This window comes from Nocardia alni (assembly GCF_019038435.1).
Classification (GTDB): Bacteria; Actinomycetota; Actinomycetes; order Mycobacteriales; family Mycobacteriaceae; genus Nocardia; species Nocardia alni.
Genome location: NZ_JAGPOX010000094.1, coordinates 26,547 through 39,411, shown reverse-complemented (window position 1 = coordinate 39,411; position 12,865 = coordinate 26,547). Strand labels below are relative to the sequence as shown.

The window sequence follows — 12,865 nt, the reverse complement described above, 5'->3', positions numbered from 1 at the left end:
GTCGTGCGGAAGGGGGGAGGTGGGGAGGAGATCCGTTGTGACGCGGTGCTGTCGGTGGGTGTTCGAGCTGTCTCCGGGGTGCTCGTATAGCTGTTCTCGGATTCCCCGGATGTTCCCTCGGGCGCGCCTGTGATGGTCGAATCGCTGTGTGCGACTGTGGAATTCGCGAGATGGTCGACTGCTTCGGCCGACAGTGGTGTTTCGTCGGGCAGTACGGTGTCGATCGTCTCGGTGGGCTGGTCCGGGATCACCTCAGTGTCCTGCGGTGAAACAGTCTGTGCCGCAGCATTGTTCGGTGGATCCGGCTCGTAGTGGTCGGGCAGCTTGGTGTAGGGGCCGTAGCTCGTCCAACTCCATGGTGAATTGTCCGGGAACATCGTCCCCGGATACCCGGTCGCACCGTATCCCCCGTCCGGCAGCGACGTGTCGTACTCGTCGGCGGGCGGCTGCGGGCTGCGCAGGTACAGCAGCCACCACCCGGCCAGCATGAGCACGAAACTGATCAACCCGGCGCCGCCGAGTCCGGCCCCCACCGGTCCCACGGTGCTGACCGCGATGACCAGCACGATGATCAGCAGCACCGTCTTGGCCGGCGACTGCGTGCTGTGCCCCCGCCCGAACAGCCCCTCGGCCGCGGACACCTGATCCTGTGCCGCCGGGCACAACAGCCAGGCCAGCAGATACAGGATGATCCCCGACCCCCCGAAGATCGTCGATACCACGAAGGCGACCCGCACCAGCACCGGATCGACCCCGTACCGTCGTCCGAACCCGGCCGCCACCCCCGCGACCGGGCCATGATGCCGCAGCCGCATGGGCCGCGTCTGCCACAGATGATGCATCTGTTCACTGAATCCCGATCGGCCGGTGTTCCCGGCCCACCCCGCTCTGGTCATGCCGTCCATCGTGGTCGCGAAGCGGTTCGGGGCGCATCGGGGATGACCCTGATTGAGTTCCTGAATTGGCCGAGCCCCGCATCGCGCTACATGGGCGATGGCGATGGTGGTGGGGTCACCCCGAGGGAAATGGGGTGATTCCCCGATGGTTGGTGTCGGTGGGGCGTGTCAGGATCGGAGGTATGTATCCGTCCATGCCCGATCTCGATGCCCGAGGGGTCGCGCCCGCGCCGTATCCGCGCATGACGCGGCGTGCACGGGGGCGGGTGGTCGGTGGGGTCGCGGGCGGGATCGCCGATCATCTCGGGGTCGACGTGTTCAAGGTGCGCGTCGGGTTCGTGCTGCTGTCGGCGCTGATGGGGGCGGGCATCGTCGGGTACGGGATGCTGTGGATCTTCACCTCCTCCGGTGGGGACGGGCCGCCGCCGACGGCCGCGGAGCGACGGCAGGCGGCCGGGCTGGTGCTGCTGGGCGTGACGCTGGCGGTGTCGATGGCGTGGCTGTTCAACGGCACAGCAGCGCATGTGGTGGCGCCGATCATCGTTGTCGCGGTGGGCGCGGCGCTGGTGTGGCGCGAATTCGACGCCGAGGGGCCGCGCTCGATCCTCGGGCTGCCGGTGCGGCCCTCGGTGCTCACCTGGACGCGCATCGTGGCCGGGGCGACGCTGATCGTGGTCGGGCTCGGCGTGGTGGTGCTGGCCCGGATCAACCTGAGTTCGCTGGGGTCGGCAATGATCGCGGTCGCGGTCACGCTGATCGGGGTCGGCCTGCTGACGGTTCCGCTGTGGCTGCGCATGGTCCGCGCGCTCAATTCCGAACGCGCCGCGCGCATCCGCAACGAGGAGCGCGAGGAGATCGCCTCGCACCTGCACGATTCGGTGCTGCAAACCCTCGCACTGATTCAGCGCCAGGCCGACGACCCGCAGGAGGTGATGCGCCTGGCCCGCAGCCAGGAGCGAGAACTGCGCAAGTGGCTGTTCGAGGACACCATGCCGCCGCAGTCCAGCCTGGCCGCGGCCCTGCGCACGATCGCCGGTGAGGTGGAGGACCAGCACGGCGTGAAGGTCGCCCCGGTCACCGTCGGCGACGTCTCGATGGATCCGGGCGATACGGGATTCGGCCTTCCCCGAGAACATTTCACCGCCCTCCTGGGCGCCACCCGCGAGGCCCTGGTCAACGCCGCCAAACACGCCGGAGTCCCGACCATCGACCTGTTCGCCGAGGTAGAGCCCCACCAGGTCGGCATCTTCGTCCGCGACCGAGGCGCCGGCTTCGATCCCGCCGACGTTCCGGCAGACCGGCAGGGCCTGTCCAAATCCATCCACGCCCGCATCGAACGCCGCGGCGGCGCCGTCGTCATCGATTCCACCCCCGGCCGCGGCACGGAGGTCCGGATCACCATGCCCCGCAAGGATTCCGAGGGAGTCGACGGCGGCGATGTGACGGATGCCGACGGCGCGCCGACCGCCGAGAACGCCGAGGCCGATGGTGCGATGTCACCGGAATCCCGCGGCCGAGCCAACGCCGCCACCGGAGAGTGACGTCTCGCTCTGCCGATCATCGAGATGCTGTTGCCGGTCGATGGTCTCCGACACCTGGGTCAGCGCCGATCAGATGCGTGCGGTCGCCGCGGAGCCGCTCACGATTCCGGTGCTAGCCGTTGGGTGTGAGAAGTCCCTGGGCGAACAGATGATCGGCTTCGTTCGCGAGTCGGCGCCGAGGGCGTGGTTCTGCCCGGAGCCGGACGTCTGGATGTGGTACCGATGGATGGGCGATCTGCTCGGCGGCCGGTAGCGTGGCATCCATCTTCAGGTGAGGAGAACCGTGTCCATCAGGGTCTTTCTGGTCGACGACCATGCCGTGTTCCGTTCCGGTGTGCGGGCCGAGCTGAGTCGCGAGGCCGATATGGAGGTGGTGGGCGAGGCCGGTGCGGTGGGCGAGGCGATCACCGGAATCGCGACGTCCGGCCCGGATGTGGTGCTGCTGGATGTGCACATGCCCGATGGCGGCGGGGTCGCGGTGCTGCAGGGGATTGAGAAGGGGAACGGGAACGGCGGTTCGAAGGCTCCGGTCTGCTTGGCGCTGAGCGTATCCGACGCCGCCGAGGACGTGATCGCGGTGATTCGCGCGGGCGCGCGCGGATATGTCACCAAGACCATCTCCGGATCCGAACTGGCCGATGGCATCCGGCGGGTCGCGGGCGGTGACGCGGTGTTCAGCCCGCGATTGGCCGGATTCGTCCTGGACTCGTTCACTGGGCGCTCACCGGCCCCCGAGCCCCCGCTCGATCCGGAACTGGATTCGCTGACCCCGCGCGAGCTGGAAGTGTTGCGGCTGCTCGCCCGCGGTTACACCTACCGCGAAATCGCCGAATCCCTGTTCATCTCGGTGAAGACCGTGGAAACCCACGCCTCCAATGTGCTGCGCAAGACCCAGCAGTCCAACCGAAACGCCTTGACCCGCTGGGCCCATCGCCGCCGGATCGACTGACGCCGGTCGAAGTGCTCCTCGTCGTTCCGGCCGCAAGCGTGCCGGGATAACGGGTGGAACCTCTGTCCGTGCGCTCAGAGCGCGATGAGGATCGCGACCAGGATGACCAGGCCGATCAGCAGTCCGATCGCGATGGCCAGCGGTGCGGCGTTGGGCCCCAGGGCGTTGAGGTTGAAGCCCGGCTTCTTCTGTTGCGGCGCAGGGGCGCTCGGGGCATTGACGCGCTGCGGGCGGGGCAGCGGGGTGGAGTGCGGGCTGCGCATGCCCGCGGCCGAGTTGCGCGCGGCCCAGGCCGGGATGGTGCCGTCCTCGGTGCGGACCGGCGCGCCGAGTATGTAGGGCTCGGTGCCGGGACCGAAAACGGCGGTCAGGATCTCGTTGCGTGCCTCGGCCATGGTGGGGCGGCGCTGCGGCGCGGGCTCCATCATGTGCAGCAGCGCCTCGGTGAGCGGGCCGCTGCGGCTCGGCGGGGTGATCTGCGCCATCGCGGCGCGCTGGACGATGACGTCGTTGTCATCGTCGAGACCGTACGGCGGCTGCCCCTCCACCGCGGTGTACAGCGTCGCGCCGAGCGAGTAGACGTCGCTGGCGGCGGTGGGCTGCGCGCCGCGCGCGACCTCCGGCGGCAGATAGGCGGGGGTGCCGGTGATGCTCTCTTCCAGCTCGTCGATCGCCTCACCCGTGCCGCGCGAGATGCCGAAGTCGCTGAGCTTCGCCATGCCGACCTCGGCGCCGCGGTCGGCGACCAGGATGTTGCCGGGCTTGATATCGCGGTGCACGATGCCGACGGCATGCGCGGCGGCCAGTGCGTCGGCGACCTGCGCGCCGATCTGCGCCACCTCGATGGGCGAGAGCGCATCGGCCAGCGCCAGCGCCTTGGCGACGCTGCGCGAGGGCAGGTACTCCATGACCAGCCACGGCTCACCCGCCTCCAGCACCACGTCGTAGACGGCGATGGCGTGCTCGTGCGACAGCTTGGCGGCGACCCGGCCCTCGTGGACGATCTGGTTGCGGACCTCGCGGGCCTGCTCTTCGCTGAGCCCGGCCGTGGTCAGCACCTGCTTGATGGCGACGTCGCGGTCGAGCAGCCGGTCGTGGGCCAGCCAGACCGCGCCCATGCCGCCACCGCCGAGCTTGGACTGCAGACGATACCGGCCGGCGACCAGATAGTCGGGGCCGACGATAGGACGGGCGCGTTCGGTCACGGGCGCGAGAATAGCGGAAAACCATCCTGACTGGCCCGCTTCGCCGAGCATGGGTCCGGCTCGCACGCCACCCCGACATGGACAGGGCCGGGCTTCCGCTGGCAATCTATCGAACGTATATTCGACACACATCGATAGCTGGATCGGTGCTGGAGTCCATTCGAGGGAGATAGGTGAACGAGGATGGGGTCGCCCGACGAGGTGAAACGTATGCGGCTGGCGGAACTGCGCCGACTGATCGCCGCGGTCCCGGCGCGCGGCGCGGACGCGCGCATGCCGCCGGTGTGGCGGCATGCGCAGACGCGGTCGGAGGAGACGAGGGAGTCGTCGGCGCCGCCGTCCGAAGGGGCGTCGGGGCGGCTGTCCGGGGATTCGTCGGAGCAGTCGCGTGCGCAGGCGATGCCGCGGCGATGCGACGCGTCGGACGAGGCGGACGGGGAGTCGCCGATGCGGATGCGTGCGCTGGATTCGTCGGGCCAGGGGCAGGGGCGGGGCGAGCCGTGGTCGGGCGGCGGGAAGTTGTTGCCGGTACCACCCGCGCTGGCGGGGCTGTTGCCGGTCGGTGGCCTGGTTCGGGGTTCGGTGGTCGAGTATTCGGGTGCGAGTTCGTTACTGATCGGGTTGCTGGCCGCGGTGACCGGCGATGGCGGACATGCCGTCGCGGTCGGTCTGCCGCGGCTCGGCCTGCTGGCCGCGGCCGAGATGGGGGCTCGGCTGGATCGATTGGCCGTGGTGCCCGATCCCGGCCCCGATCCGCTGGAGATAGCTTCGGTATTGCTGGATGGTTTGGATCTGGTCGTGCTCGGATTGCGCGGCGCGACAGTGCCGTCCGCGAGAACTCGTGTGCTCACCGCGCGCGCCCGCACCAAGGGCGCCACGCTCGTGGTGACCGGGGGCTCCTGGTCCGGTCCGGCGCTGCGCATCGAGGCCCGGGTCGCCGGCTACGGCGGCCTCGGGCGAGGCTGCGGCCGCCTGCGCACCATGCGGCTCGATGTGCGGGTACGCGACCGTTCGAGTGCGCACCGCACCGGCCTGATCGATCTGATGCCCGGCGGTGATGGTGTCGAATGGACTGTCGCACAGCCAGATTCGACCGTTTCGCCGATAGTGGACGCGAATCATGCGGCATCGTGAGTGAGCTTGCGGGCGAGCCGTGGGCGCGGCATATGTGTCGTGATCGCGCGAGGGGTTCCGGTCGAACCGCGTGGGAACGATCGGAGCCGTGGTGCGTGATGGCGATGTCGCGCGGCGAGTTGTGGCGGTGAGTGGGCGCGGCGGGGCCCGGGTGCTGGCGCTGTGGTGCCCGGACTGGCCCGCCGTCGCGGCCGGTGCGGCGGCTGGCGTCTCGCCGGTGCGGCCGGTAGCGGTGCTGCACGCCAATCGGGTCGTGGCGTGTTCGGAAACGGCGCGGGCCGCGGGGGTGCGGCGCGGGGCGCGGCGGCGGGAGGCGCAGTCTCGGTGCCCCGATCTATATGTGGCGCAGGCGGATCCGGACCGGGACGCGCGGTTGTTCGAGCCGGTGGTCGCGGCCGTGGACGAGGTGGCGCCCGGGGCGGAGGTGCTGCGCGCCGGGCTACTGGTGCTGGTGGCGCGGGGCGCGACGCGGTTCTTCGGTTCCGAGGAGGCGTCGGCCGAGCGCCTGGTGGACGCGGTGGCCGCGGTCGGGGTGGAGTGCAGGATCGGAATCGCGGACGAGATGTCCACCGCGGTGCTGGCTGCCCGCCGCGCGGCCCTCGTGCCGCCCGGACGGGGCGCGGAATTCCTGGCGCCACTGCCGGTGGGTGAGCTCGCCGTCGAGCCCAGCCTGGCCGGTCCGGGGCGCGAGGATCTGGTGGACCTGTTGCACCGCTTGGGGTTACGGCGAATCGGTGATTTCGCCGCGCTGACCCCGGCCGAGGTCGCCTCGCGCTTCGACGCCGACGCGATCGCGGCGCACCGCTGCGCCCGCGCCGAACCGGAGCGCCCGCCCGCCCCCCATCCGCCCGCAGCGGAATTGGCGGTGCAGTACCCCTGCGATCCGCCGATCGAACGGGTGGACGCCGCAGCCTTCGCCGGGCGACTGCTGGCCACCCGGCTGCACGAACGTCTGGCCGCCGCATCGCTGGCCTGTACCCGCCTGGAGGTGATCGCGGAAACCGAGTCCGGGGAACGCCTTTCCCGAATCTGGCGCTGCGCCGAACCGCTGACCCCGGACGGCACCGCGGACCGAATCCGCTGGCAGTTGGACGGCTGGCTCACCCGCCGCGCCCTGCGTGGACCGGGCCGGGACGAGTGGTCCGGGATCGCGGCGATCGGCCGAGCGGACGCGGTGATCCGTACGGACCAGGAAGGATCCGGCGTGGATCCGGCGCGTGCTTCCCGGCCGGGTGTCGTGGCGGCTGATGAGGCGGGAGTGAGCATCCGCAGGAGCCGAGAAAGGCGCGCTCCGGAGCTCGGAATCCCTGTGGACCGAAAGAGGTTTCGGCCGAACGAGCACGAGCCCGCACCGATCGTGCTGCTGCGGTTGGAGCCGATCGAAGTGGTGTCCGCCGGGACGTTGCAGCTCGGGCTGTGGGGCGGGGCCGGACAGGAGCAGGAGGCCGCGCGGCGCGCGTTGGTGCGGGTGCAGGGCCTGCTGGGGGGAGAGGCGGTCCAGGTCGGCGTACTCAGCGGCGGGCGCGGACCCGTCGAACGGGTCACCCTGATCGCGCTCGGTGACGAGCAGACCCCCGCCGCGGATCCCACGCTGCCGTGGCCCGGCAGGCTGCCCGAACCCGCCCCGGCCGTGGTGCTGGTCAACCGTCCCGAGGTGGTGCTGGAGTCCGCCGACGACGCGCCGGTATGGGTCACCGATCGCGGCCTGTTCACCGCCGAGCCGACCCGTCTGCGCTGGGGCGGCAAGCACTGGGAGGTGACCGGCTGGGCGGGCCCCTGGCTCCTGGACGAGCGCTGGTGGGCGGGCCCCCGTCCCGCCGTCCGCGCCCAGGTGCTGCTGGCGGCCGACGTCAAGGTACTGCTGCTGTTCGGCTACACGAATACCTGGCATGTGGAGGGCCTGTACGAGTAGCCCGGACGGGTCATCCGGGCAGCGTCCACACCAGCGCCATGCTGAACGGGTGGCCGAGCAGATGCCGCCACTTCGGCTTGGCCGCGAGCCAGGGCTCCTCGACCACCGCCTCGGCCGCCTCGGCCAGGCGCCATCCGCACGTCACGCCGGCGGTGACGTGATCGCTGAACAGGTGCAGATGGGTGTTGATCGCCAGCGGCTCACCCGCCGGATCCGTGTAGTGCGTGGGCATTCCGGTCACCATCACGAACTGCGGGTGGTAGCTGACCAGGACGAAACTCGCGCCCGGCGTCGCCAGCCGGTGCGCCTCGCGATAGAACGGCACGAGGTCGGGCACATGCTCATCGATCAGCGATGAGATCACCAAATCGTATGCGCCGCTGGTCAATCCGGTGTCGCAGGCATCGCCGTGCGTGAGTGTGGCGTGCGCGCCGCGGGATCGTGCCAGCGCCAGCATGCCGGTACTCAGATCCACCCCATCGATATGGCCCAGGCCGTGTTCGCGCAGCCATCCAGCCGTCCGGCCGGTGCCACAGCCCAGGTCGGCCGCGCGCCGCACCTTGTCCCAGCGCGGTACGCGCAACCGCCCCAGCAGCGTGAGGTCCATCTCGTCCATGACTGTCTGCTCGTAGGTCGGCGCCCAACCGTCATACCCCGTGGCGACGTCGACGGTGCGATAGTTGCGGCGGTCGAAATCCGCGAAGCTCGGCATGAGGTGAGTATCACGGTTCGGCTCGAGAGTGCCCAGTGATTATCCGGGCGCGGACGGTTATGAATCTGGGCACAAGGGCGTATAGCGGGCCGATAACCCCTTTATTCTCGATGATCGTGGAATCGATCGTGATCCGGGTGCCGTTGGCGGGTGTGCGAATCGCCTACCGCGATATCGGCGCGGCGCGTCGTGCCGCCGTTCTCGCGCCCGAGGAGTGCATGCCTCGGACGTCCGTCGCCGACGTCCCGGTCGTGCTGGTGCACGGGATGGGCGGGGACGGGCATACCTGGGATCGGTTCGCGCATGATCTGGCGCGGCTGGGGCGACGGGTGATCATCCCCGATCTGCGGGGTCACGGGCGCAGCGCGCACGCCGAGTCCTACCGGTTCGACGAGTTCGGCGCGGATATCGTGCAGCTGTGCGATCAGCTCGGGCTGACCTCGGCGGATCTGGTCGGGCATTCGCTCGGCGGTTACGCGGTGTCGTGTGTGGCGCTGGAGCGTCCCGGGCTGGTGCGACGTCTGGTGATCGAGGAGCAGCCGCTGCCGCTGCGCTCGGGTGACGAGCAGCCCACCCTGACCCGCCGCCTGCCGACCCCGCCGGAGCTGTGGCACGCCACGACCAGCCTGCTGCGGCATCTGCGGGCGGTACTGGCCTTCGACCGGTCGATGACCCGGACCGCGCTGGAACAGTTCCGCCGGCCGAATCCGCGGTGGTGGGATCGGCTCGGCGAGATCACCGCGCCCACCCTGATGTTGCGCGGCGGCCCGGGTGGCATGGTCGACCCGGAGAAGCTGGCGGATTTCCGCACCGCCGTTCCCGATTGCCGAGTCGAATCCTTCGACTGCGGTCACAGCATCCACCGCGACCGCTATCACGAGTTCGCCGCCGCGGTACTGCCGTTTCTCGGGCACTGAATCGTTCGTACGAGCCGGATCGATCCAGCGGATCAGGCTGTGACCATATTGACGAGATGTTGTGCGTCCGTTGGATACTCGCCGATCGACGTCACCGAGATATTGCGCTCGGCTATGGCATGGTTGATCCGCAGCGCGGTGGCCTGCAGTATGGGCAGCGCTCCGCGGGCTCGATCATCGTTGGGGACCACGACCGACAGTGCCGCGGTGACCTGGCCGGTGGCCGTGCGCAGCGGGACCGCGATCGCGGTGGCTTCGACGTCGATCGCACCCGGGTAGTACGCCATGCCGACCCGGCGGATCTCGGTGAGCCGCGCCCGGACAGCGTGTGGATTGTTGAGCGTATACGGGGTGTATGCCGGTAGCGGGCCCTCGATGACCTGTTCCTGCAGCTGTTTGGGCGCGTGGGCCAGCAGCACCAGTCCGGACGCCGACGCGTGCAGGGGCAGCCGGCTGCCCGAACCCACCATGGTGCGCACCGCGTCCGGCCGGGTCAGCCGACGCAGGAACAGCACCTCCCGCTGGTATCGCACGGACAGGTAGGTGGTGTGCCCCACGCGGGTATGCAACTCGGCCATGAAGGGCATCACGGTGTCACAGATCTCCCTGGTCGGCACCGCCCGGCTCACCATCTCCCACATGGGCAGGCCGATCGACACGCGGCGCTGCGCGTCGCGTTGCAACCAGCCGTGTTCGACCAGTTCGGAGACCATGCGCGAGACGGCCGGTAACGAAAGCCCGGTGCGATCCGACAACTCTGTGACGCTGATCGCGGGACCATCCTGCCCTACCGTCTCCAGGAGGCGGGCAAATCGGGAGAAGACGGATTCGCCGTTGGAGTACCGAGCCATATGCGCGTGACCTTCCCGGAATGCATGCGTGACGGCTCCCGATCTTGCTGCGTCCGGCTTCCAGGCTTCTGGTGCGTGGCTGTGAATCTTCTGTAAGTATGCCCTTATCCGAGGCTGAAGGGGCGGCCCCACAGCGTTTCGGTGCTGTCCATGACCGAGTCCTGGATCAGGACCGTGGTGTACGAGCGTGCCTCGGCGTATCCCGCACAGCCCTCGACCGAGAGCGTGTGGTCGACGTACTGGTTGGTGCCCGACGTGCCGGTGAAGTTGTAGACGGCGATCTTCTTGGTGGCGACCTGGCCGGGTTTGAGTGTCAGGCTCGTGTCGGGGTCCGCGTACGGGCTGACGCCGTCGGGGCCGATGGTGACGCCGTCATCGTAGTCGCCGAGCTTCAGACCGCCGTTGTCGCTTCCCCCGCCGTTGTCGCCGCCACCGCTGTTGCCGCCGCCCGCACTATTGCCGCCGCCTCCGCTGTTGCCATTTCCGTTTCCGGCGGTGACGCCATTGCCGGAGTCGCCACTGCTGGAATTGCCGTTGGCGTTCGTGGGCGGCGGCTGATCGGCCTGGTCACCGCTGGCGTTGGCGTGCTCGGCATGTCCGATATCGATCTGACAGCCGACCAGATACCCGGTCTCGATGCGCCCACCGGTGATCTTGACGCCGGCCGGTCCGGTCGTCGACACCGAGGTGACCGCGGATGCCCAGGCATTACGGGACAGCGGGCTCGAGGCCATCGACGCGGAGATCCTGGCGTGCTCGCCGGTGCGTGCGACGGTGACGGCGACGCCGTCGCGGGTGGTGTACCGGGCGTGCCCGTCCGGGAGCGTCACCGAGGTGTCCGCCCGGGCCGGACCCGCCGCCGCGAGCAGCGCGGGCAGACACAGCCCCGCCACAAGTGCCGCGCCGAGATGATGCCGCATACCGCTCTCCTGGTCGTGTGTCGGCTCAGCCGATGCCGAACGGCTGGCCGTAGAGGGTGACCTCGGCGGTGCCGTGGTCGTTGGTGACGTTCAACGTGCTGTACGCGCGCGCCTGTGCGTAACCTCCGCACCCGCTGACCTGGATGCCGCGGTCGAGGTATTGGATGCCGACCTTCCCCTGCGTCGGGTCGAGCTTCTTGGTGTCGAACGCCACCTTCGCCACGCCGCCGGGCACCAGATTGATGGACGGCGTGAGTTCGGGGGAGATGGAATCGGGCTCGACGTAGACATCCCCGCCGAGGGACAGACCGCCGGACAGATCAACCTGGCAGCCGACGAGATATCCGGTCTCCAGGGTGCCGGAGGTGGCGCCGGGCGTGGTGGCGTAGACGGTGGCCGAGACGGTCGCGGTACGCGACATGCCGTTCGGCGCCAGGGACGGGGAGATCACCGCGCGTTCTCCGGTCCGGCTCAGGTCCACCGGGATACCGATGGTGGTGGTCACCGTCTGATGACCGTCCGGGAGCGGGACCACCGTGTCCGCATGCGCGTTGCCTGGTCCGAGCACGACGGCCGCCAGGCCCAGACCGATACCGGTGAGCCGTCGAAATCCGTTGTGCACTGGTTTCCCTCACATGCCAGGAGTCGTTTCCGGCATGTGAGCACCGGGCGCGATGGATGCGCCCTGTGTGCAGGTGTTGTTCGATCACGCCGAAATCGACTGGCCCGCATAATCTCTGTGTGTTACGAGGTGCCGGACGATGTTCGGAATCCTTCTTATCGGGACGGGCGCGGCGGCGTCCACCCCGCATTCCTTGGAAGGAAGGCCGGCCTCACCAATAGGTGCCGGGAACCAGGCGGGCGGCGCGGCGCAGGACGGTCCGGGTGACGCGTCCGGCCGGTGACCGGTCGCGGCGTGGCTCGTGGTGCGGAACGACGTCGTGCGCATCGGCGGGAGCCGTCTCGCCCCGGGCGGCGGGTGAGTCCGGCAACGCGCGGTAGTAGCGGTGCATGATCCGGTCCTTGGTGCGCGGGGTGAACAGGCCGCCGTATTCGGCGAGGGTGCCCAGCGGTACGTCGATGCGCTTGGGGCGCTCGGACAGTGCGCGCACGATGGTCGCGGCGGCCCATTCGGGGGATTCCGAGGGGCCCTGCTTGCCGCTGGGAGCGATCATGGGTGTGCGCACCAGCGGCATGTGGATGGTGGTGAAGGTGATGTTGTCCGCGAGCATCTCGGCTGCGGTGACCTCGGCGAACTTGTCCAGCGCGGCCTTGGATGCCAGGTACGCGGCGAAGCGCGGCGTGGCGACCTGCACGCCGGCGCTGGAGATGTTGACGATGTGACCGAACTTGCGTTCGCGCATCTGCGGTAGCAGCGCCAGGGTCATCCGCACCGCGCCGAAGTAGTTGACCGCCATGGTGCGCTCGAAGTCGTGCATCCGGTCGGTGGAGCGGTGCACGGCCCGGCGGATGGAACGTCCGGCGTTGTTGACCAGCATGTCGACGTGATCGTGCTCGTCGAGGATGGTCTTGACGGTCTGCTCGACCGATTCGGCGTCGGTGACATCGCAGCGGTAGGCGTATGCCCGCCCGCCCTCGGCGCCGATCTGCTGCACCACGGCGGCCAGTTCCTCCTCGCGGCGGGCGAGTAACAGCACCACCGCCCCCTTGCTCGCGACCGCGAGCGCGGCGGACCGGCCGATGCCGGAGGAGGCGCCGGTGATGAGCACGTGCCTGCCGGTCAGATCTCGGCGAGTGCGCCGACGGGACAGGTGGTCGGCCGCGGGGGTATGGGTCATCGCTGCTGCTCCCTTGCAAGGTCGATTCA

13 protein-coding genes are annotated in these 12,865 nt (G+C 69.4%); 6 read left to right on the top strand and 7 right to left on the bottom strand.

What is annotated here, in order from left to right; all coding sequences use genetic code 11:
• Positions 1–896 (bottom strand): PspC domain-containing protein (locus JZ791_RS29395; RefSeq protein ID WP_216898638.1); only part of this gene is annotated, 896 nt, incomplete at its 3' end.
• 194 nt (positions 897–1,090) lie between these two features.
• On the opposite strand from JZ791_RS29395, the gene JZ791_RS29390 reads away from it, so the two are divergent.
• Genes JZ791_RS29390 through JZ791_RS29380 form a run of 3 tightly spaced genes read left to right on the top strand, consistent with a single transcriptional unit; the run spans position 1,091 to position 3,386 of the window.
• A complete protein-coding gene (locus JZ791_RS29390; RefSeq protein ID WP_254206486.1) occupies positions 1,091–2,437 on the top strand; it encodes an ATP-binding protein in 1,347 nt (448 codons plus the stop codon).
• Positions 2,438–2,477: 40 nt separating this feature from the next.
• Positions 2,478–2,690 carry a hypothetical protein gene (locus JZ791_RS29385; protein ID WP_216898634.1) on the top strand — a complete coding sequence of 71 codons (213 nt, stop codon included), beginning with the start codon at positions 2,478–2,480 and terminating at the stop codon, positions 2,688–2,690.
• A gap of 36 nt (positions 2,691–2,726) precedes the next feature.
• Entirely contained in the window at positions 2,727–3,386 is a 660-nt protein-coding gene (locus JZ791_RS29380; RefSeq protein WP_216898653.1) for a response regulator, read from the top strand.
• A 74-nt stretch (positions 3,387–3,460) separates the two neighbouring features.
• Here JZ791_RS29380 and JZ791_RS29375 read toward each other — a convergent pair whose 3' ends face one another.
• Positions 3,461–4,591 carry a serine/threonine-protein kinase gene (locus JZ791_RS29375; RefSeq protein ID WP_308163146.1) on the bottom strand — a complete coding sequence of 377 codons (1,131 nt, stop codon included), beginning with the start codon at positions 4,589–4,591 and terminating at the stop codon, positions 3,461–3,463.
• A gap of 210 nt (positions 4,592–4,801) precedes the next feature.
• Between JZ791_RS29375 and imuA' the strand changes: the two genes are divergently transcribed.
• Positions 4,802–5,725, top strand: a complete 924-nt coding sequence (gene imuA' / locus JZ791_RS29370) for a DnaE2-dependent mutagenesis accessory factor ImuA' (protein WP_254206485.1) — start codon at positions 4,802–4,804, stop codon at positions 5,723–5,725.
• Between the two features lie 127 nt (positions 5,726–5,852).
• Positions 5,853–7,637, top strand: coding sequence for a DNA polymerase Y family protein (locus JZ791_RS29365; protein ID WP_498049408.1), 1,785 nt, complete (start codon positions 5,853–5,855; stop codon positions 7,635–7,637).
• 10 nt (positions 7,638–7,647) lie between these two features.
• Here JZ791_RS29365 and JZ791_RS29360 read toward each other — a convergent pair whose 3' ends face one another.
• Positions 7,648–8,349, bottom strand: coding sequence for a class I SAM-dependent DNA methyltransferase (locus tag JZ791_RS29360; RefSeq protein ID WP_216898632.1), 702 nt, complete (start codon positions 8,347–8,349; stop codon positions 7,648–7,650).
• A gap of 110 nt (positions 8,350–8,459) precedes the next feature.
• Here JZ791_RS29360 and JZ791_RS29355 point away from each other — a divergent pair, with 110 nt between their 5' ends.
• A complete protein-coding gene (locus JZ791_RS29355; RefSeq protein ID WP_216898631.1) occupies positions 8,460–9,266 on the top strand; it encodes an alpha/beta fold hydrolase in 807 nt (268 codons plus the stop codon).
• Between the two features lie 32 nt (positions 9,267–9,298).
• Here the strand turns inward: JZ791_RS29355 and JZ791_RS29350 are convergent, their stop codons facing one another.
• From JZ791_RS29350 to JZ791_RS29335, 4 genes are all read right to left on the bottom strand, one after another.
• A complete protein-coding gene (locus JZ791_RS29350; protein ID WP_216898629.1) occupies positions 9,299–10,117 on the bottom strand; it encodes an IclR family transcriptional regulator in 819 nt (272 codons plus the stop codon).
• Between the two features lie 104 nt (positions 10,118–10,221).
• Positions 10,222–11,037 (bottom strand): MspA family porin, encoded by an 816-nt coding sequence (locus JZ791_RS29345; protein ID WP_216898627.1) that lies wholly within the window; start codon positions 11,035–11,037, stop codon positions 10,222–10,224.
• A gap of 25 nt (positions 11,038–11,062) precedes the next feature.
• Positions 11,063–11,659 (bottom strand): MspA family porin, encoded by a 597-nt coding sequence (locus JZ791_RS29340; protein WP_216898626.1) that lies wholly within the window; start codon positions 11,657–11,659, stop codon positions 11,063–11,065.
• Between the two features lie 211 nt (positions 11,660–11,870).
• Positions 11,871–12,836 (bottom strand): SDR family NAD(P)-dependent oxidoreductase, encoded by a 966-nt coding sequence (locus JZ791_RS29335; RefSeq protein ID WP_216898624.1) that lies wholly within the window; start codon positions 12,834–12,836, stop codon positions 11,871–11,873.
• Positions 12,837–12,865: the final 29 nt, after the last annotated feature.

Excerpts from the sequence above, each read along its gene's own strand:
- JZ791_RS29345 (WP_216898627.1), bottom strand. The coding sequence starts at position 11,037 with ATGCGGCATCATCTCGGCGCGGCACTTGTGGCGGGGCTGTGTCTGCCC.
- JZ791_RS29350 (WP_216898629.1), bottom strand. The coding sequence starts at position 10,117 with ATGGCTCGGTACTCCAACGGCGAATCCGTCTTCTCCCGATTTGCCCGC.
- JZ791_RS29385 (WP_216898634.1), top strand. The coding sequence starts at position 2,478 with ATGGTCTCCGACACCTGGGTCAGCGCCGATCAGATGCGTGCGGTCGCC.
- imuA' (WP_254206485.1), top strand. The coding sequence starts at position 4,802 with ATGCGGCTGGCGGAACTGCGCCGACTGATCGCCGCGGTCCCGGCGCGC.
- JZ791_RS29390 (WP_254206486.1), top strand. The coding sequence starts at position 1,091 with ATGCCCGATCTCGATGCCCGAGGGGTCGCGCCCGCGCCGTATCCGCGC.
- JZ791_RS29335 (WP_216898624.1), bottom strand. The coding sequence starts at position 12,836 with ATGACCCATACCCCCGCGGCCGACCACCTGTCCCGTCGGCGCACTCGC.
- JZ791_RS29360 (WP_216898632.1), bottom strand. The coding sequence starts at position 8,349 with ATGCCGAGCTTCGCGGATTTCGACCGCCGCAACTATCGCACCGTCGAC.
- JZ791_RS29355 (WP_216898631.1), top strand. The coding sequence starts at position 8,460 with ATGATCGTGGAATCGATCGTGATCCGGGTGCCGTTGGCGGGTGTGCGA.